Below are 17,475 nucleotides of genomic sequence, written 5' to 3' on the forward strand. Positions count from 1 at the left end.
CCAAGCTTTTCTGGTCGGAACCCCCTAAGCCGAGTTTTCCAGGTGCTGCGCCGTCCACTTGGTTTTCGAGACTGGCCTTTTAATTCTAACGTAAAGCCAACCTAGAACGGCGGGGTTTCAGACCCAAAATTTCCGATGAAACGCTTCGATCGCTTTTTCTAGAGTTGGATAAATACGTTCGGTCGAGATCGTCTCGGATAGGTCTCCTTTTTTTAATTGCTGATATAAATCTTGCTTCACTCTTGCCATGGCGAAAGTAATACCACGGCCGATTAATTCTCGATGTAATTCTTTCAACATATCGACTGCCGTAATATCGATATCTAGAATCGCTTCGGCGTTGAGAACGAACCACTCGACGGGAACTTTCTCCGCTTCGATCGCCGCTATTGCCCGTTTCCGAAAATTCTCCGCATTGGCGAAACAGAGGGGCGCGTCGTAACGGTAGAGAACCAAACCGGGGATCGTCGTCGCACCCTGCCAATCCTCGATATCGTGCAGACCGGCGAGATTCGGCACTTCCCCCAAAACCGCATCGTGTGGTCGCATCAGTCGCGTGAACAGATCGACCACCGATAACCCCACAGCAACGCCTACCCCGACGAGGATATCGGTGGCCAGGACACCGAACATAGTCACGAGTGCCAATCGGAACTCACTGGTTTTGAAACGACGCAGACGCTTGAACTCCGATATCTCGATCAGACGGAGCGCGGCGTAAATCACGATCGCCCCCAGGGCCGCTTTCGGAAACTGGGAAAGCAGCGGGCGTAAGAACAAAAGTACCAAAATTACGATCAAAAAAGCCACGAGGGAAAACAGTTGCGATCGACTGCCCAGAGAATCGCCGATCGCTGTGCGACTGCCGCTACTGCTGACGGGAAAGCCTTGCATTATCCCGTTGCCAATATTCACCGCTCCCAGCGCAAGTAATTCCTGATTGCCATTGATGCGATAGTCGTTTTTCGCCCCGAACGCGCGCGCGGTCAAGACGTTATCGGAATAGCCGACGAGGGCGATACCGATGGCCGAGGAGAGTAAATAGACGAACTGCTGGGGAGAAAAACCCCTCGGTACTTTCAAACTCGGTAAACCGGCGGGAATTTCCCCGATCACGGCGATGCCGCGCTCGTTCAGCTGGAACAAATATACTGCCGATGTCGCCAGTAGAACCGCGAGTAAAGGACCGGGGGCATTGGGAAAGCGACGTTGTACCAATAGCAGAAAAATTAAAACACCGGCGGCGAGAATCAGAGTTGGTGGGTGAATCTCGGATAAATGTTCGGAAAATTCCCCGATCTGTCCGAAAAGCGATTCGGCTTTTAGTGACATCCCGCTAATTTTTCCCAACTGACCGACGATCATGATCACCGCTACCCCGGCCATGTAGCCGACGAGGATCGGTTTGGAGAGGAGATCGGCGAGAAATCCCAACTGGGCGAAGGCTCCCAAGCAACAGACGATCCCCACGAGTAAGGCCAATAGACTACACAGACTGGCGTAGTTGCTACTATCCCCGGCGACGAGCGGCATGATAGCGGCGGCGGTCATTACTGCCGTCGTCGATTCCGGCCCGACGGAGAGTTGTGGCGAGGAACCGAGCAGCGCATAGATGAGCAGCGGCGGTAGGATCGCCCATAATCCGGCGATCGGTTGTACTCTGGCCAGTTCCGCGTAGGCCAGACATTGGGGAACGAGATAGGCCGCCACGGTGATCCCCGCGATGACATCTCCCTGCAACCAAGCCGAGCGATAGGAGCGCAGACGCTTTAACCCGGGTAGGGAAAACCGCTCCCTAGAAAAATTTAATCGAGTCGCCATCCTCACTCTTCTCCTGTCATCGAAGTTCGGCGTTGTGGGAATATTGGTGGCAAGAAAGCGTTTAAATATCCGTGAGTGGGAATGTCTTTTTTGCGGGACTTTCCATTCAAAAGCTACCTCGACCTTTAGCCCTGACGGAAAACTTTCCTGTCGGCCAGTGATCGCCTTTTTGATCGCCTCTCCAGAGGGTTATCAATAAGAGCGATCGCTATTTACAGGCCATTACCGCGATCGTGTAGGCGTTATTATTCGCTCCGTTAATATTAAAATTAATCTGATAGGGCTGTCTACCCGTGGGTGATTGGAAGGGTAAAGAATAGGTTTCGCCCCGTTTCATTTCGACATTTTTCTGGAAGGCGCTATTGACTGAATTATCGGCATATTTGAGATTGATCGTCACTCCGTATTTGCCATCGTTTTCGGGAACCATTACTCCCTTAAAAGAGGCAAATTTCACCCCCGAGGGAACGGCGAAATCGGTGTTAAAGTTCTTCTTTCCTATGGCATCGATCTGTTTGCGGATCCGGGTCTGATTAGTGGCTACTTCCTTGAGGTACTGACAGTTTTTCGGAAGTTCGGTAGCCTTATCTTTAGTAGCGGCAACAACCCCGATCGAGGTTAGTCCGAGGATTAAAACGACCGAGAGAAGGCTGAAAGTTTTTGTCAACATGATAGTTCTTCCCGTTGAGTTTTTCTAAAATTGGCTCTTCGGGGACGATTAAAGATAATTAAGCCTTAATTGTCCCGCCTTGACTTTTTCCGTGACCAAAGTTCTCACTAATTCCTGGACTTCCCCCATATAAACATACTAGCTATGGCTAAAAGTCTTACAGAGCCTGAGTTAAAGCAATACAATACCAATGGACTATTGGACACAAAATCCTGAAGTTCTTACGCAGACAGGGTTTGAGGCAAAAATTTTCCAATTTGACCCTTCGACCATTATAGCGTGTTTCGAGGCAGAAAACCAGTAAAAACATGGCTACAGAGGGAATCGCTGACTCTAGAGATTAATGACACTATCTGTTACCATCAGGTTAGCGATCACTATACAGCCAACTCTACGGAATCGCTCTACTCCAGATACAGTCAACGGTACAGCCATTTTCAAGCGGAAAATGTACCCAGTGGTGGCTTGTCAACTTTTTCTGATAAGCCCCAGGCAGTAAGGGTTTTGTTAATTTTTTAGTATTTCTGTATGGGGTAAGTCCAGTAATTCTAATTCTTGGCGCGGGACTTGGTCATGATCGCTCGCAGTGGAGCGAGTTCTCCTGTTTCTTCTGGGGTTAATTTTTGTGCGTCAACCCGTGAGATTTTCAAGGAATTGCTCCTCGTTTTTACTCTCCGAACCAAACACAAACCCCGCTCACATACCCAAGAAAGCTAGGATTCAATATTTACCTAAAATATCAGTTTGAAGGAACCCTCGGTTTTACCTCGGATACCTTTTCAAAACAGGATTTAGTCTTAGATGCGATCGCCGCGCTCGCTCCTTCCCAGGGCTTGACATAAATCCCGCAGTAATGTTATAATAGGGGACTGGCTTAAGCCAAAGACAGCAGGGGCGAAACAGCTTAAATACCCTGCCGAGGTCAAAGCGAGAAAACAGCAGCCAAAAAGACTAAAGAGAGATATTTTCTGTCTTGGTCATGCCTGAACTGGATTCTCTCCACTCAACCCCGGCGCTACAAGGGGTTATTTTTGCGCCTCTGGAACAGGTCCCCCGCATACAGGAGGTGAACAAGGGATGGGGAGAAGCAGAGAAAGCAAGGGAGTAATTCTAGAGGAATTAAAAACCTCCCTTAGCGAAGCTCAATTAACGATGGTCATCGACTATCAAGGTTTAACCGTCGCCGAAATCAGCAATCTACGCCGCAAATTGCGCCCCACGGGAACGATTTGTAAAGTCACCAAAAATACTTTGATGGGATTGGCGATCGCTGAAGATAGTGGCTGGGAACCGATGAAAAGCCTTTTATCGGGAACATCCGCCTTTCTGCTCGTAAAAGAGGATATCGGTGGAGCTTTCAAGGCCTATCAAGAGTTCAAAAAAGAAAGCAAAAAAACCGAATTGCGCGGCGGTGTCCTCAAAGAAGGGACCAAAGGTCAACTGTTAACAGAAGATCAGATCAAAGCGATCGCTGATTTACCGTCGAAAGAACAGTTAATCGCTCAGGCCGCTGGAGCAATCAACGCCATTGCCACCAAACTGGCCCGCAGCATCAACGAAGTTCCCGCATCTTTGGCCCGTGCCGTCGATGCCGTGGCCCGTCAAGAAGAAAAAGAAGCGGCTTGACACCGCGCCAATCAATCACTTACAAACAATTAGGAGTCTAACCCATGTCTGCTGTAGCTGAAATCTTAGAAAAACTCAAAACCCTTACCCTCTTAGAAGCTGCGGAATTAGTCAAAGGTATCGAAGAAACCTTTGGAGTTAGCGCCGCCGCTCCAACTGGTGGCATAATTATGGCTGCTCCCGGGGCTGCTCCTGCGGCTGCTGCTGAAGCTGTGGAAGAACAAACCGAATTTAACGTCGTTCTCGAAGAAGTTCCCGCCGACAAGAAAATTGCTATCCTTAAGGTAGTACGCGAATTGACTGGTTTAGGACTCAAAGAAGCGAAAGACCTAGTAGAAGCCGCTCCCAAAGCGGTTAAAGAAGGCACTAACAAAGATGATGCCGCCGCCATCAAGAAAAAACTGGAAGATGCTGGGGCAAAAGTTAGCGTTAAATAGATTGCCACTGATTCTGGGGATGTAGATTACATCCCCAGACAAGCCGAAAAGCTCATTTCCTGATACTATAGGATTGTTATAGCAGTCTTGTAGGATGTCCAACCATGGAAAGCGTCGCTTACATTTTAGTTTTAACTATGGCTTTGTCGGTAATTTTCTTCGCCATCGCCTTCCGGGAACCTCCCCGGATTCAAAAGTAAATTTCTTCACTCCGTTTAACTTAATAATTTTCTTCCCTGAGCCGCCCGCTTGTCAAAAGCAGGTTAGCGGCTCTGGTTTTCGTATTTAAAGGCTTAAATTAAAGGTTCCCCTCGCCGAGCGCCTCCTATGCAGTGTCCTAATTGTCAGCATACCGATAGTCGCGTTTTAGAGTCCCGTTCCTCCGAAAACGGTCAGAGCATTCGTCGTCGTCGTGAATGCTTACAGTGTAAATATCGCTTCACCACCTACGAGCGCATCGAATTCGTGCCGATCACGGTGATTAAAAAAGATGGGAAACGGGAGTCTTTTGATCGCTGCAAACTGCTGCGGGGGATCGTCCGCGCTTGCGAAAAAACCGGCATTCCTCACTCAAGATTAGAGGCGATCGTCAATGATATCGAATCCCGTTTGCAGCAAGACTCAAAACGGGAAGTAACAAGTCAGGAGATCGGTCAATTAGTCCTGGAATACCTCCGGCAAGAATCGGAAGTGGCCTATGTGCGCTTTGCTTCGGTTTACGGCAATTTTCAGGGAATTAGAGACTTTATCGCCGCTTTAGCTCTGCTGCAATCCTCCGAAATCGAACGCGCCTATCCTTCTTGGTCTCCAGTGGGAGAAGCCAGCGTGATCACCTCGTCTTAAATAGTTCCCGATTCAGTTATAATGAGGATCCCTTGTGCTATTTAAAGCCCAAGCTCTGGTTAGATTCTTAAAAGTCATTCTTAAGGCGGATTGCCTGCAAGAAAGCCGGATGCGACAGTTCATCCCCTAGGCCCTACCTAGAAACTAAATTAGGAGGCATCTCCTTGATTTAGAAACTGTACATCACATAGGAGGAAAAACCTACGGAAATTCCGAGGCCCAAACAACGTACATGACCACCCAAAAAACCGCAAACAAAAACATAGGCTTTACCCATGAAGATTTTGCCGCCCTTCTAGACAAATACGATTATCATTTCAGTCCGGGAGATGTTGTCGCCGGGACTGTTTTCAGTATGGAACCCCGGGGAGCGCTCATCGATATCGGTGCTAAAACCGCCGCTTTTATCCCCGTGCAGGAGATGTCGATCAACCGCGTCGATAATCCCGAAGAAGTTTTACAACCCAACGAAACCAGGGAATTTTTCATTCTTACCGACGAGAATGAAGATGGACAGCTAACCCTGTCGATCCGTCGCATTGAATATATGCGCGCTTGGGAACGGGTGCGTCAATTGCAAAAAGAAGATGCTACCGTGCGCTCGAATGTTTTCGCCACTAACCGTGGTGGAGCATTAGTCAGAATTGAAGGTCTCCGTGGCTTTATCCCCGGTTCTCACATTAGCACCAGAGAAGCGAAAGAGGATTTAGTCGGTCAGGAATTGCCCTTAAAGTTTTTAGAAGTGGATGAGGATCGCAACCGTCTGGTTTTAAGTCATCGTCGCGCTTTAGTGGAACGCAAGATGAACGGTTTAGCCGTGGGACAGGTGGTAATCGGTTCCGTGCGCGGAATCAAGCCCTACGGTGCTTTCATCGATATTGGTGGAGTCAGTGGTTTACTGCATATTTCCGAAATCTCTCACGATCACATTGACACCCCCCACACGGTTTTTAATGTCAATGATGAGTTGAAAGTGATGATTATCGATCTCGATGCCGAAAGAGGTCGCATTTCCCTCTCAACTAAACAATTAGAACCAGAACCGGGAGATATGCTCAAAAATCGCCCGTTAGTGTTTGAAAAAGCGGAAGAAATGGCGATTAAATACCGAGAAAAACGTCTAGCGGAAGCGGAAGGCCGGACTGTCTCGGAAGTAGTCGCAGAAATCGAAGTTCCTCCCGCCCTGGAAGAGGAAGATTTAGTTCTCGCCGCTGCCGAGGAGTAGGTCAGTTATCAGTTATCAGTTATCAGTTATCAGTCATCAGATTTGAGTTTTAAGTGTACAGTATTAAATAGAAGTTTCCTACTGTCTTTTCACTGATTACTGATTACTGTTTACTGATCACTGAAATGTCGTTTAATTTCAATCTTCAGACACTGCCGATAAATCCTGTAATTCCAGTTATCTCCTCACTAATATTGGCATCGAGGAAACGATCCAAATCATCAAAAGTGGTTCCGTAGGTAATGGTGCTATCGTCGTATCCTTTCAGACTGACGGTATTTTGCTCAAAAGCTTGGTGGAGATAGGGTAAACCGATGAGATGACTGTAGGTAGTGGCTCCGATGGCTAAATCCCTACCTATTTCTTTAGTGGCCGACTCTAAACGAAAAGCGGCGTTGACCGTATCACCGATCGCCGTATAATCTGGATGTTCACCGCTGCCAGTATTGCCGACCATGGCATAACCGGTATTCACTCCCGCACCGATGCGTAATTTAAAGGGTAAGGGATATTCTTCGCTTAAGGCGCGGGTCATCTTGTATATTTGCGTAATTGCTTGGAAAATTTGCAAGATATCGTCTTGATTGACTTCCTGTTGGCCGTGAAACCAGATGGCCATGATCGCATCACCAATATATTTATCTACCCAACTGCCGGAACTGCGGATAATACTCCCGGCATGGCGAAACCAATTGCCAATCAGAGAAGAAAGCACTTTTTCGTCTAATTGCTGGGTTAAAGCCGTAAAATTTCGTATATCTACCACCATCACCGATGTTAAGCGACGTTCATGGACGGTGGAGGTGAGGGTATCCCATTCTAAATTGTGCGGTTGCTTGCCTATATTAGTGGGAGTAGGACGATAGAACTGCACTTCGGTTTTGCCAAAGGTGATCCGATCTTTGTCATGGATAGTACCGGGAATAGCTACCCTTCTGCCATTGACAAAAGTTCCATTGCGACTACCGAGATCGATCAGATAAAAATCTCCTGTTTCTGTGGATTGTAAAATAGCGTGATTGCGAGAGATACACTGGTCTTTAATCACGATAGCGTTATCTTTGCTCCGTCCGATTGTCCAGTAAGGTCTCCCCACGAGAGGGAAAAAACGCTGTCCCTTCTCGGTATGGAGTAGTAAATAAGGATTTTGTCCTAGTATATCCACGGTTACATAAGCGGCAATGTATAGATGGAGGTAACTACACATTATATCGCGAGATTCCGCACATTTTCATCTATCTAAGTGAATAGGTGGAAACGGGAATTAGCTAGGAAAACCCTTAGGCCAGAGAAGCGGTAATCCAAAATAAACCATCGACTAAAATTGTACTCAATACGGCTCCGCTAAATGCCCACCAATGACACACTCGTTTTTGCAAAGGATAGATACCGATCGCTAGGAGCAGGTTGAGCAGTACGATCGCCCAACTGATGCCCCAGGGGGTCTGAATTTGGGCCAAAGCGTTATGAAATATCGGCGATACTAGGTTGGGGTCTAGTTCCACGGTCATTAATTGTCGCCAGTAGGGAATTAGTCCCGTTAGATAGAAATATAAGTCGGTGATGGCTGTTCCTAACAAAGAACCCAGATAGAAAAGATTGCCCACTTTGCCGCGACCTTTGCATAATCCCCAGAGAACAAAGGGCAGCCCGATCGCTTCCATGGGAATATGGATCAACGGTTCCCAACGCCACCAACCCCAGTACAGAGAGCCTGCTAACCAACTCCAACTAAAGCCCAAAAGTAAATCCCCCCAAAGACTGGTTTTTGGTTGTTTGAGCAGCCAAATCCCTAACCCCACCCAGAAAACGGTTAAACCTAGACTAATTTCGGGATAGTAGCGCACTAGGGGTGCTTGTATGAACACGGGGACTGATACCAGAAATGCTGCTGTCCAAAAGACGGATTGACATTTTTCCCAGTTAGGGACTAGGGGTTTCAGGCGATTGGGATTGCTGGGGACTAGGGTAGAGTTGAGCAAAGGATTTCAGAATTGTTACAAAACTTTACTTATATTAAGATACATCATTCTCTCTCTACTATATCCCCCCTAGGGGGATTTGGGGAAATTAAAAAATTGTTTTTGGCAATGCCCTATCCTGTTAGAATCGAAACGACAGCAGCGATCGAGGAGTGCAAAAAATATGGCAGCGGGCGATGAAGAAAATCCGAGAATGCCCCTAGATAAAGTTATTTTTGTCATTGCTTGCGTCTATCTAGGTTGGGTGGTGGCATGGCTAATCAGTCAAAAAAATGCCCCTGTCTCTCAAAATGGCACGATTTCCCCAGAAGATCAAAAGTTTATCGCCTATCTGCAATCATCTCTGACTATTATCGATCGCCAAGGTGCAACTTCATCCCCCGATCCTGATCCTTCTCCTAAAAATAACCCTTCTCCGGTAGCCACGGTTCCACCACCACCACCCGCTAATTTACCGGTTAATAATAGTCCTAGGGTAATAGAAAGAATTTACGTTCCCGTTTATCCCCAACCCCCTAAAACCACTGCCAAAATTGCCCCGGTTACACCCCCAAATCCCGACATTTCCGCGCCACCATTACCGGCTGCCCCCCAAGTGAATCGGCCGTTGGCAGCGGTTATTCCCACTAATAATCAGGTGAAAAATACCCTGGTGGGGGTGATGGATTTAGGCGATCGATCTTCAGCTTTATTTGATAATAAGGGGATAACGACGCGTATTTCTCCGGGGGAATTTATCAACGGTTGGACTTTAGTGGAAGTTGGTAGTCAACAGGTTATTTTGTCTCGCAACGGACAAACGAAAGTCTTAGAAGTGGGACAATCTTTTTAGGGTGAACTACCCGCTGGGCGAGATTGTCGGGGCTTCTGAACTCACGGGGGAATGCCTGAAGATAGACTTACGCCCACCTTACGGATTTGGTATGATAGAGACAATTATAGCAATTTCTATAGTTGTGAGGTACAGAGTCTTAGGTTTTGAGGAGTCAGGAGTTAAGATTTTGGTGTACCTCATGAGATTGGGAAACGCTATAGAACAGGTTTGAGAACTAGGAAAAAATATATCAATCTCCATCAATAAAACACCTTATTGACAAACATTTTGTTAACGAAGCCAATAAACTGTAGCGATAATAATACTCAGAATTACCACAGTCCAGCGCAGATAACTAGGAGAGATAATTCTGGCTAGTTTTCCCCCCAATAAACCCCCAATTAAAGAGCCAATTGCTACCACTATCGCCGCCGACCAATCTACCTGATTAGAAAAGAGAAAAAACCAAGATGCCGCTACATTAACCACCAAAGAAAGCAACTGTTTTAAAGCATTTAATCTCGTGAGATTATCCTTGATAAATAAGCCCAAAATTGCCAACTCAATCACCCCTAAACCCGCCCCAAAATAACCACCATAAATTGAAGCGAGAGCGATGGGTAAAACCGCCAAAATTTCTGGGATATGACCATTTTCGTCCCCCTGTCGCCGCTGCAACCAAGAGCGTAAAGTATCTTGAAAAGCCAATAAAGCCGCCGCTAAAAGAATCAGAAAAGGAATCAGGCGCTCAAATACTTTATCACTAGTATTTAACAGCAAAATACCACCGATAATGCCGCCAATAACTGCCGATGGTAGTAATAACCTAATCCGTTTTTGTTGCCCGTGCAGGTCTTTTTTTTGGGCGAGAGTTGCCCCCAGATAACCGGGGCATAAAGCGACGGTATTAGTCACATTTGCCATTACCGGTGGGATACCCACCGCCATCAGCGTCGGAAAAGTAATCAGACTACCGCCACCGGCAAGAGCATTAATTAAGCCGGCAGCCACCGCAGCAATTGCCAAGAAGCCATACTGAATAGGCGTGAGCATTTAGGCGTTAGGAATAGTAATTAGGGCTAAATCAATTTTTTCCTCATCAACTTGCTTAATTTCGGCTCTAATTCCTGGGCCAAAGTATCTTTCGATTTTTTCCTGTTTTGCCAGCCACTTTTCTAGGGGTAAAAGGGGCGATTCAAATTCTAGGGTGAGACAATAGGCGGAATCAACAGCAGTTTCACGAATTGCCACTAAAGTCGGTCTTTCCTCGTCCGTGGGGCTTAATCCCAGCTTTTCTAGGGCTTCATCCAGATGCACTTCCTGTCCGTAGCGATAGCGGGTGACATCGTTGCGAAGTTTGGTTTGGGTGACAGTGGCCTGTTGTTGGCGCAATTGCAATATTTCGGGGCTAGTGGGTTGACTGAAGGGTATAGGTTTGATTTCTGAAGCTTTTAGGGCTAAACCTCCCAATAATAACGGTAATCCGTAGAAAAACCCCGCTAAATTTACCGTGGCGTTACCTTGGGCATAACCGATGATCCCGATAACCGTTAAAATACTGCCTAAAATTAAGCCAAAGTATGATAGTCTAATTTTTCTGAGCATGAAATAATTTTTTTCTTGAGTACGCTAATCCTTTAGAGATTATACAACTCAAGAGAATCTTTTTTGCAGGGGGGCAGTGGGGAGATTTTTCCGTTATCAGTCATCAGTCATCAGTCATCAGTGAAAAGAAAACAACGAACTTGACACTTAATAAGTAAGTAATCTCAATTAACTGTTAGATAGTGGGACAGGCTTCTGGTTTTTTGTATTTTATCTTTAATTGTAACCAGCTACTTAGTTGATGATAGGTGGTCCGTTAGGACGGATTGTTACCTTCAAGTCAAAACAGGAATTTTTGCCGTCTAACGCACCCTACGTTTTACATAGTTGATGATAGGTGGTGCGTTAGGACGGATTGTTACCTTCAAGTCAAAACAGGAATTTTTGCCGTCTAACGCACCCTACGTTTTACTTAGTTGATGATAGGTGGTGCGTTAGGACGGATTGTTACCTTCAAGTCGCAACAGGAATTTTTGCCGTCTAACGCACCCTACGTTTTACATAGTTGATGATAGGTGGTGCGTTAGGACGGATTGTTACCTTCAAGTCGCAACAGGAATTTTTGCCGTCTAACGCACCCTACGTTTTACTTAGTTGATGATAGGTGGTGCGTTAGGACGGATTGTTACCTTCAAGTCAAAACAGGAATTTTTGCCGTCTAACGCACCCTACGTTTTACTATTGCCTATGTACTCGCAATTTTTCAATTAATTGAGATAATTTCTCGTCAGAAGCGGCAGTAATAAAGTCTAATTTAAACTTTTGTCCCTGACTGAGATATTCTGCATAACTAGACAGAAGAAAAGGACGAAACTTTTCATTATCAGCAATATAAACTTCAAAAAAAGCCACCAATAAAGCCCCCGTATAATCCTCGATTAAATTTTGATTAGGCAAAGTGATATCGACCACAGATTCCAGGGTTTTCTGCATTCCTGCATCCAATTCCGTAAAATTTACATGAGCTTGTCCCTCGACCATGGCCAGATATTTATCTGGCGTTTTTAACCAAGTAAAAGGAATGGCCTGTTCAAAAATCGGATTAGCTGCCGGGTCATAACTTCCAGAACCCAGGAGGACAGGAATCGAGATTTTACTTAAACCTTTTTCCCCAAAAATACTGCGGTTAACGGGATTAGCTGCAAAGACGGCCGTGACTCGTTCATCGCGAAAATTATAGACCTGTCTAGGCAATTCTAGGGCGCGACATTCCAGTAAAATTGCGATATTAATCCCGGAATAAGGACGGTTACAATCTTTAGCAAGATTATCAAAATCGATGGAAGCACCGGCCACAGCAATGGCAGTATAACCTCCGAAGGAATGACCAGCTACTCCCACATTAGTGAGGTTAAGTTTACCTTGAAATTGACTAGCATTACGTCTTGCTAATTCATCGATGACAAAGCTAATATCTTTGGGTCGGTTAATAAACTCATCTCGATCAAAAATATTGCGATAATACCCAGCTAACATTCCTTGCAGGTATTTAATATCACTGCCGGGGTGTTGCGGTGCTGCTACTAAAAATCCGTAGGAAGCTAGATGTTCAATTGCTTGGGCATAATCTTCTGGTCGCGAGGCTAATCCGTGGGAAAAAATAATTACAGGTGTTTTACCGTCTCGGAAAGTTTGCGGGATATAAACATCTACATATAAACTGCGATTGCGACTGCTATCGGTTAGGTTCCAAACTTCTTTTTTTACCTGAAAGCTACCGCGCTGACGCAAATCGGGTAAACTGGCATAATTAATCGCTGGTTTAACGGCAGCCGCTTCCTCGGCTGTCCAGAGGCGCATATCTTTAATAAATATTTCCGCCACATAAACGGCATAATCAAGGGCTTTAGCTAATCCCAGGATTTCTTCCCCCTGTAACTGGATATTATTGGGTAATTTTTTCAGGATGTTTAAAAGGGTTAATCCCCCCGGCTCAAAAGCGGCACTAACAATCGCACCCCGCAGGGCATATTTACCATTAATTCCCCCTTCAATGGTGATGCCTTTGCCCAAACGATAGAGCATATCAGCACCCATCACACTATTAAAAAAACGAGATAGTAAAATAGGATCGATGTCAATCTTTGTTAATAAAGCTTCACGAAACTGCTCTCTTGCTTCGGGAGTTGCTCTGGCCAGAAATCTTTTTAAATTAGCGTCGATTTTGCCTTCTTTAGCAAAGGTTTCTAGGGATGCTACCGATACGGAAAAGACGAGGGGAGTATAGACAAATTCAATTTCTTCGGCGGCTTTTAGGGGTAAAGCGGTCATACCCGCGGCGAAAAGACCTAGGAGAAAAGCTCGCAGCCGACGGGTGGGATTATTTCTGGGAAAACGACCTGGTAAACTATGGCTAATCATGCGGTTTTTGGCTAGGGTAAATGACAATAAGTGAACTACTCTCAAGGTCGTTGAGAGCTTCCTATTTCACAGGGGATTGCCTCAAGACAGACTTACGCCCAGCTTTTGGTCTGACATCCCCTCTATAGGCAGTATCGCTAGTTCCTAACGACAATATCCGTAAGCTTTCATCTCGAATATTTATTGCCGCATTTATGTCCCGGTCATAAGTTGTCTGACAATGTTCACAAGTCCATATTCTCATATCAAGGGATAAACTACCCACTTGATTTAGACAGACATGACAAGTCTTAGAACTAGGGAAAAACCTATCAACTTCGATATAGGTTTTTCCTTGCCATTCTGCCTTGTATTTAAGCATTGTACAAAACATTCCCCAACTACAATCACTAATAGCCTTAGCTAAATTATGATTGCGTACCATGGCTTTAACATTGAGGTTTTCTACAGCAATAACTTGGTTTTCGTTAACTATCTTACGGGATAGCTTGTGGAGAAAATCCTCACGACATCTTGAGATTTTAGAGTGAACTTTAGCTACTTTACGTCTAGCTTTTTCACGGTTGTTACTTCCCTCCTTTTTACGCGATAGCTTTTGTTGTTTCCTTTTTAGATTGCGTTGATGTTTAGCAAAATGTTTAGGATTATCATATTTACTACCATTGCTGGTAATAGCAAAATGATTAAGTCCTAAATCAATTCCTATGGCTTTTCCATCTATCCCCCCGTCTTCGTCACCACCCTGATTAAGGGTAGATCCCCCCGCCTTCGGCACCCCCCTTATCAAGGGGGGCAGGGGAGATTGTCCATCATCAACTAAAATAGAAGCGTAGTATTTACCGTCTGGGTTTTTTGAGATAGTAACGGTTTTAATTGTTCCTGCAAATTCCCGATGACGAACACAATAAACTAAGCCAACTTTACCCGGTAATTTGAGGTAGTCACCTTCAAATTTGACCTTAGCTGGATAGCTAATTGATTGTTTACCATGTTTAGATTTGAATCTTGGTAATCTAGCTCGTTTCTCAAAGAAATTTTGATAAGCTTGCGATAAGTTCAAAGCAACAACCTGTAAGCACTGGGAATAAGCATCTGTCAACCACTCATATTCTTTTTTGAGACTGGGCAATAGTCCTTGAATATAGTTTCGTGTCAGTCCTTTTCCCGTGGTTTTATAGGTTTCTTGGCATAAATTCAGGGAATAATTCCAAAACCAACGACAACAGCCAAAGCTTTTAGCTAAGGCTATTTCTTGCTCGGTATTAGGCTTAAGTCTGAATTTGTACGCTTTGTCCATAAGAGTTATCAAGAAACTATAACTATGATAACATAGTTTTGGGGAATTGTCTATATGTTGGTCAGCATTCTTGAGGGGAACCCTGGGGCGAATTACTTCGCCCCTTGAAAAGCCCCGTCCCATCGCACTAAGCGCGAGGGACGAATGCTGACACTAAGTTAAAAGTGAAAAGTGGCGGCGAGAAAGGGTCCGTTAAAGTTTTCCGTAAAACCGAATGCGTTATCGCCACTACCGTTTTTATACTCGATCCCGTAGAAACGATAGGCGAATTGCAGGGAAATTTGGCGATTCACCCACCAATCGACTCCGAAGAGGAGGTTCCAGCTTAGATCTGTATCGCCGGCCAGCCCGAAACCGGAAGCGTCTCCCCGAATCCATAAAGTGATCGGATCAGACACCTGTACCCCAAATTTCCCGCCGAGGAGCGGTTCAAACCAAGTTCTCCCCTGACTGAAGGTTTGTTGGAAGGTTTGGCTGAAGTTGACGAGGGGACTGGATAGCTGTACGGTAAGCGTTTGCTCGATATCGATGCTGATACTATTGAGACGAAGGCCCGCATAGGGCTGGAACCAAATTAAGGGAAAAGAGCGATTAGAGGGTTTTTCGGGCAGTTCGTGGCTGATCGGAGTGCCGATGTGGTAACTGACGGCGAAATCGTAGATGCCCTGATCGAATTGTAGGTTTGTTTCCGAATCCGCTTCGAGTTGCTGTAATTGGCGATTGTCGGCGAATTCTTGTACCTGTTGCATTGTTTGTTCTAGTTGTTCGAGCGATTCTCGGGCGTTCTGAATTTCTTGTTCGAGTCGTTGCAGGGGTTCGCTATCTTTTAACTCCCGTAACTCTTGGAGTTTCGCTTGCAGTTGTTGCAGGGGTTCGCTATCTTTTAACTGCTGTAGCTCCTGAACTTTCCCTTGCAGTTGTTGGAGGATTTCGCTATCTTTAGTCTGCCGCAACTCCTCAATCTTCCCTTGCAGTTGTTGCAGGGGTTCCCTATCTTTTAGCTCCCGTAACTCTTGAATCTTCGCTTGCAGTTGTTGCAGGGGTTCGCTATCTTTTAACCCCCGCAATTCTTGAATTTTTTCCTGCCCTCTAGCCAGAGCTTCCTGTATTTGCGAGAGCTTTTCTTGAAAATCCTTCAAATTTCCTAGCCGATCGCTAAAGGCAGGATCGCGGGGTAATTCTGCTATTTTCTTCTCTAAATCCCGGAGATCTCGAATATCGATATTATCCCGAATCTCACCTATATCCACCTCGGGGAGAGTCTGAATTTTTACGACCATTTCTTGTAAAGTATTCTGGCGTTCGGCCAATTGTCCTTGAAGGCTGTCAAGAGCCTGTTTAAATTCGTTTAGGCGCTCGGCTTTTCGCTCGACCTCTTGCCGCACCTCCTGTCGAATTTCTGCGAGGGTCGTCTTTAGTTCCTGCGCCTGCTCGATTTTCGGAACGATCTCTTGCTGGAAACGTTGCCGAGCGTTATCGATCGCCGTTTCCAGTTCCTGTAATTGTTCCTCCCGAAGGGCGACTTCTTGCCGTATCTGATCGCGCAATTCTTGGGCTGCCGATGGTAATTGGCTTAATTGTTCGGTTTTTATGGCTATATCCTGTCGTAAGGCTCGAATTTTGTCTCCTGCCTCTTGAAAGCTCCCCTCTTCTTTTAATCCTTGTATCCGATCGACCGACTGGGAGATGCCTTCGAGTCCATTGATCGCTTTTTGAATTCTCTGGTTGGCATCCTGACTCAGCAACCAATTCAAGGAGTTGATAAAATTCGGCTCTCGAACCCTTGTCTTCTGGAGGTTGATCACGTTTCTCAAGCTGGCGTAATAACCGTCGAAAATCAAACCGAAACGACCGTTCCAGGCTTCCACGCGCGCGCTACCCGTCACCCGGAGCGATTGTAATACTTCCCCGAGATCGAGATGATAGTTGACGGTACGTCCCCGGGCCGTTGCGGTTCCGTAGGTATTGATCGGAATGGTCGCGTAGGGCTGAAATTTAATCTGCCAACCTCGATCCTCTTGGCCTTGGGGAGCGGGATTTTCCGGTGCGTTCGGGGTCGCAGCCGGGGTGGGTTCTGTGGGGGGAGAGGCTGGCAAAACGGGCGCTCCTACTCCCGCCAGATCCTTGGCACAGGCACTGTCGGGTAATTCCTCGGTTCGGGTTTCCCCCTCGAATACCAAGGGGGCGACCCTATTGGTCAAGGGGGTAAAACCCTCACAGAAGGAAGGGGCAACGGTCAGGGGAGCGATCGCTTTCCCGTCATCTATCGCTTCGGCAAGAACACTGGGGACGGGAAACGATAAACCGAGCAAAGTCCAGATCAGCAGGCGGCAGGGCGAGAATCCCATAATTTTTCACTCCTCACTATTAAAAAAACGCTCTAGCGGTAGCAGCCGACAACGGTTACCGTGTAGGTCTTGCCGAAATGGTTGACACCACCGATAAAAAGATTGACTTGATAGGGTTCATCGAAAATTTTGGGTCTGAAACCCCGTCGTTCTACGACGGCTTTACTGTTAAATATTATCACATTTACGAAATATATGCTAAAATGTGAGACATGGAAAAAGCCTATTCTTACCGATTTTACCCCACACCCGAACAAGAGTCGCTATTGCGGCGCACTTTGGGCTGTGTAAGATTAGTTTACAATAAAGCTCTCCATCTCAGAACACAAGCATGGTACGAAAGACAAGAAAGAGTAGGATATACTGAAACTTCTTCAATGCTAACCGATTGGAAAAAACAAGAAGAATTAGAGTTTTTAAACGAAGTTAGCTGTGTACCTTTACAA

Annotated in this window: 16 protein-coding genes; 7 read left to right on the forward strand and 9 right to left on the reverse strand. The window is 46.0% G+C overall.

Annotation, left to right across the window (positions count from 1 at the left end):
• Window positions 1-117: 117 nt before the first annotated feature.
• Both IM515_RS15735 and IM515_RS15740 read right to left on the reverse strand, forming a co-directional pair.
• Entirely contained in the window at window positions 118-1,821 is a 1,704-nt protein-coding gene (locus IM515_RS15735) for an SLC26/SulP family anion transporter (protein ID WP_002767745.1), read from the reverse strand.
• Between the two features lie 208 nt (window positions 1,822-2,029).
• A complete protein-coding gene (locus IM515_RS15740; RefSeq protein WP_193959550.1) occupies window positions 2,030-2,491 on the reverse strand; it encodes a hypothetical protein in 462 nt (153 codons plus the stop codon).
• Window positions 2,492-3,568: 1,077 nt separating this feature from the next.
• On the opposite strand from IM515_RS15740, the gene rplJ reads away from it, so the two are divergent.
• The 5 genes from rplJ (at window position 3,569) to IM515_RS15765 (ending at window position 6,622) form a co-directional block, all read left to right on the forward strand.
• A complete protein-coding gene (rplJ, locus tag IM515_RS15745; RefSeq protein ID WP_002737633.1) occupies window positions 3,569-4,117 on the forward strand; it encodes a 50S ribosomal protein L10 in 549 nt (182 codons plus the stop codon).
• A gap of 44 nt (window positions 4,118-4,161) precedes the next feature.
• The gene (gene rplL, locus IM515_RS15750) at window positions 4,162-4,554 is read left to right on the forward strand and encodes a 50S ribosomal protein L7/L12 (RefSeq protein WP_002736522.1); all 393 of its coding nucleotides are present in this window, start codon (window positions 4,162-4,164) and stop codon (window positions 4,552-4,554) included.
• Between the two features lie 104 nt (window positions 4,555-4,658).
• The gene (locus tag IM515_RS15755) at window positions 4,659-4,754 is read left to right on the forward strand and encodes a photosystem II reaction center protein T (protein WP_012267019.1); all 96 of its coding nucleotides are present in this window, start codon (window positions 4,659-4,661) and stop codon (window positions 4,752-4,754) included.
• A 127-nt stretch (window positions 4,755-4,881) separates the two neighbouring features.
• The gene (gene nrdR / locus IM515_RS15760) at window positions 4,882-5,397 is read left to right on the forward strand and encodes a transcriptional regulator NrdR (RefSeq protein ID WP_287630654.1); all 516 of its coding nucleotides are present in this window, start codon (window positions 4,882-4,884) and stop codon (window positions 5,395-5,397) included.
• Window positions 5,398-5,629: 232 nt separating this feature from the next.
• Window positions 5,630-6,622 carry a 30S ribosomal protein S1 gene (locus tag IM515_RS15765; RefSeq protein ID WP_002757124.1) on the forward strand — a complete coding sequence of 331 codons (993 nt, stop codon included), beginning with the start codon at window positions 5,630-5,632 and terminating at the stop codon, window positions 6,620-6,622.
• A gap of 145 nt (window positions 6,623-6,767) precedes the next feature.
• Here IM515_RS15765 and IM515_RS15770 read toward each other — a convergent pair whose 3' ends face one another.
• Both IM515_RS15770 and IM515_RS15775 read right to left on the reverse strand, forming a co-directional pair.
• Window positions 6,768-7,787 (reverse strand): adenylate/guanylate cyclase domain-containing protein, encoded by a 1,020-nt coding sequence (locus IM515_RS15770; RefSeq protein WP_419894502.1) that lies wholly within the window; start codon window positions 7,785-7,787, stop codon window positions 6,768-6,770.
• Between the two features lie 115 nt (window positions 7,788-7,902).
• Window positions 7,903-8,604 (reverse strand): DUF3120 domain-containing protein, encoded by a 702-nt coding sequence (locus IM515_RS15775; RefSeq protein WP_287630655.1) that lies wholly within the window; start codon window positions 8,602-8,604, stop codon window positions 7,903-7,905.
• Window positions 8,605-8,767: 163 nt separating this feature from the next.
• On the opposite strand from IM515_RS15775, the gene IM515_RS15780 reads away from it, so the two are divergent.
• The gene (locus IM515_RS15780) at window positions 8,768-9,436 is read left to right on the forward strand and encodes a hypothetical protein (RefSeq protein ID WP_287630656.1); all 669 of its coding nucleotides are present in this window, start codon (window positions 8,768-8,770) and stop codon (window positions 9,434-9,436) included.
• A 273-nt stretch (window positions 9,437-9,709) separates the two neighbouring features.
• Here the strand turns inward: IM515_RS15780 and IM515_RS15785 are convergent, their stop codons facing one another.
• The 5 genes from IM515_RS15785 to IM515_RS15805 all read right to left on the reverse strand — a co-directional run bounded on the left by IM515_RS15785 (window position 9,710) and on the right by IM515_RS15805 (window position 17,029).
• A complete protein-coding gene (locus IM515_RS15785; RefSeq protein WP_287630657.1) occupies window positions 9,710-10,471 on the reverse strand; it encodes a sulfite exporter TauE/SafE family protein in 762 nt (253 codons plus the stop codon).
• Window positions 10,472-11,023: a DUF2854 domain-containing protein gene (locus tag IM515_RS15790; RefSeq protein ID WP_004162761.1), complete on the reverse strand. Its 552-nt coding sequence runs from the start codon at window positions 11,021-11,023 to the stop codon at window positions 10,472-10,474.
• A gap of 678 nt (window positions 11,024-11,701) precedes the next feature.
• Window positions 11,702-13,384: an alpha/beta hydrolase gene (locus tag IM515_RS15795; protein ID WP_287630119.1), complete on the reverse strand. Its 1,683-nt coding sequence runs from the start codon at window positions 13,382-13,384 to the stop codon at window positions 11,702-11,704.
• A gap of 61 nt (window positions 13,385-13,445) precedes the next feature.
• A complete protein-coding gene (locus IM515_RS15800) occupies window positions 13,446-14,681 on the reverse strand; it encodes an RNA-guided endonuclease InsQ/TnpB family protein (protein ID WP_287630116.1) in 1,236 nt (411 codons plus the stop codon).
• A 158-nt stretch (window positions 14,682-14,839) separates the two neighbouring features.
• Complete coding sequence (locus IM515_RS15805; protein ID WP_287630117.1) at window positions 14,840-17,029, reverse strand: coiled-coil domain-containing protein; 2,190 nt, start codon at window positions 17,027-17,029, stop codon at window positions 14,840-14,842.
• A gap of 212 nt (window positions 17,030-17,241) precedes the next feature.
• Here IM515_RS15805 and IM515_RS15810 point away from each other — a divergent pair.
• A partial coding sequence (locus IM515_RS15810; RefSeq protein ID WP_287630118.1) for a helix-turn-helix domain-containing protein occupies window positions 17,242-17,475 on the forward strand: 234 nt, incomplete at its 3' end.

The organism is Microcystis sp. M44BS1 (assembly GCF_020244875.1).
GTDB lineage: Bacteria > Cyanobacteriota > Cyanobacteriia > Cyanobacteriales > Microcystaceae > Microcystis > Microcystis panniformis.

Excerpts from the sequence above, each read along its gene's own strand:
- IM515_RS15765 (WP_002757124.1), top strand. The coding sequence starts at position 5,630 with ATGACCACCCAAAAAACCGCAAACAAAAACATAGGCTTTACCCATGAA.
- IM515_RS15795 (WP_287630119.1), bottom strand. The coding sequence starts at position 13,384 with ATGATTAGCCATAGTTTACCAGGTCGTTTTCCCAGAAATAATCCCACC.
- rplL (WP_002736522.1), top strand. The coding sequence starts at position 4,162 with ATGTCTGCTGTAGCTGAAATCTTAGAAAAACTCAAAACCCTTACCCTC.
- IM515_RS15790 (WP_004162761.1), bottom strand. The coding sequence starts at position 11,023 with ATGCTCAGAAAAATTAGACTATCATACTTTGGCTTAATTTTAGGCAGT.
- IM515_RS15735 (WP_002767745.1), bottom strand. The coding sequence starts at position 1,821 with ATGGCGACTCGATTAAATTTTTCTAGGGAGCGGTTTTCCCTACCCGGG.
- IM515_RS15755 (WP_012267019.1), top strand. The coding sequence starts at position 4,659 with ATGGAAAGCGTCGCTTACATTTTAGTTTTAACTATGGCTTTGTCGGTA.
- IM515_RS15805 (WP_287630117.1), bottom strand. The coding sequence starts at position 17,029 with ATGGGATTCTCGCCCTGCCGCCTGCTGATCTGGACTTTGCTCGGTTTA.
- IM515_RS15800 (WP_287630116.1), bottom strand. The coding sequence starts at position 14,681 with ATGGACAAAGCGTACAAATTCAGACTTAAGCCTAATACCGAGCAAGAA.
- IM515_RS15780 (WP_287630656.1), top strand. The coding sequence starts at position 8,768 with ATGGCAGCGGGCGATGAAGAAAATCCGAGAATGCCCCTAGATAAAGTT.
- IM515_RS15785 (WP_287630657.1), bottom strand. The coding sequence starts at position 10,471 with ATGCTCACGCCTATTCAGTATGGCTTCTTGGCAATTGCTGCGGTGGCT.
- rplJ (WP_002737633.1), top strand. The coding sequence starts at position 3,569 with ATGGGGAGAAGCAGAGAAAGCAAGGGAGTAATTCTAGAGGAATTAAAA.
- nrdR (WP_287630654.1), top strand. The coding sequence starts at position 4,882 with ATGCAGTGTCCTAATTGTCAGCATACCGATAGTCGCGTTTTAGAGTCC.
- IM515_RS15740 (WP_193959550.1), bottom strand. The coding sequence starts at position 2,491 with ATGTTGACAAAAACTTTCAGCCTTCTCTCGGTCGTTTTAATCCTCGGA.